The sequence below is a fragment of the Streptomyces sp. NPDC002130 genome (genome assembly GCF_040296465.1).
Lineage (GTDB): Bacteria > Actinomycetota > Actinomycetes > Streptomycetales > Streptomycetaceae > Streptomyces.
Window position 1 is genome coordinate 1 of sequence record NZ_JBEOXI010001293.1, and the last position, 1,019, is coordinate 1,019.

At 62.0% G+C, this 1,019-nt stretch carries 2 protein-coding genes; both read right to left on the reverse strand.

Annotated features, from left to right (window positions below; genetic code table 11):
• Window positions 1-145 precede the first annotated feature (145 nt).
• The gene (locus tag ABT116_RS50380) at window positions 146-718 is read right to left on the reverse strand and encodes a TetR/AcrR family transcriptional regulator (RefSeq protein ID WP_351648578.1); all 573 of its coding nucleotides are present in this window, start codon (window positions 716-718) and stop codon (window positions 146-148) included.
• A 36-nt stretch (window positions 719-754) separates the two neighbouring features.
• Window positions 755-1,019 (reverse strand): agmatine deiminase family protein (locus tag ABT116_RS50385; RefSeq protein ID WP_351648580.1); only part of this gene is annotated, 265 nt, incomplete at its 5' end.

Here is a 1,019-nt window from a genome sequence, read left to right on the forward strand (position 1 = left end):
GTGAGTCAGCTGGAGCGATTCTTCACACGCTGGGCCGTGCAGGGGACGATCGACGTGACGCGGGTTCAAGCGGCCGAGGTTCTGACCGATATATGGTTCCCGGCCCTGTCGCCGGAATCGAAGGGCACCGACTAACGGTTCAGGGTTACTTCGGATCGATCTCCACGCTGATCGCGCCGACGAGTAGTCCTCTGGCTCGTTCGATGGACATCGAGCCGCTCAGCCAGCGTTCACTCAAACCCTCGACCAGTGCAGTGAGTCGTTCGGCGGCGTCGGCCGGGCTTGCCTTCGGGTCAGCGAGCCCGGATTCCTGCGCTTGTCGGATCAAGGATTCGACGTCGTCTGCCCATCGTTGAGTCGTGGTGCGCAGCGGCTCGCGCAGCTCGTCGGCGAAGACAGCGCTTGCTCGGAGTTCGCCCCAGGCGATGCTGTTCTCCCGAATCTTCGGGGAATTCTGAAACTCCAGCAGGAGCATCTGCTCGAGCTGCGCACGCGGGTCTGTCTCCGTGAAGGCGCTTTCGGTGTACAGAGCGGCGCGATCGTTGATGTGATCGAGGGCCCGGCGCAGCACACCTGCACGGTTCTGGAAGTGGTAGTAGATGAGTGCCGTCGACACGCCGGCCTCGGCAGCGAGCGTCTCCACTCTCAGTCCGCGTACGCCGTGCTGAGCGATGACGCGGACTGCTGCTTCCAAGATTTGCGTTTGACGGTTCGACACGAGTCCGAATTCTACGAGGGTGGTCGGGACAGGTTTCTAGTCCGCGGGTTCCTGTTGGGTGGTGCAGTGAATGCCGCCACCACCCGCGGCGATTGCGTCGATGTTGATCTGCACGACACGACGGTCGGGGAAGAGGCGCTCCAACTCGCCTTTGGCGGCCTGGTCGGCCTCGGGGTCACCGAATTCAGGGGCGATGACCGCTCCGTTGCATACGTAGAAGTTGATGTATCCGGCAGCGAAATCATCTGATTCGAAGTCCGGCCTGATCGAAACAGGCGCCTCGAGGACGACAACATCCAGG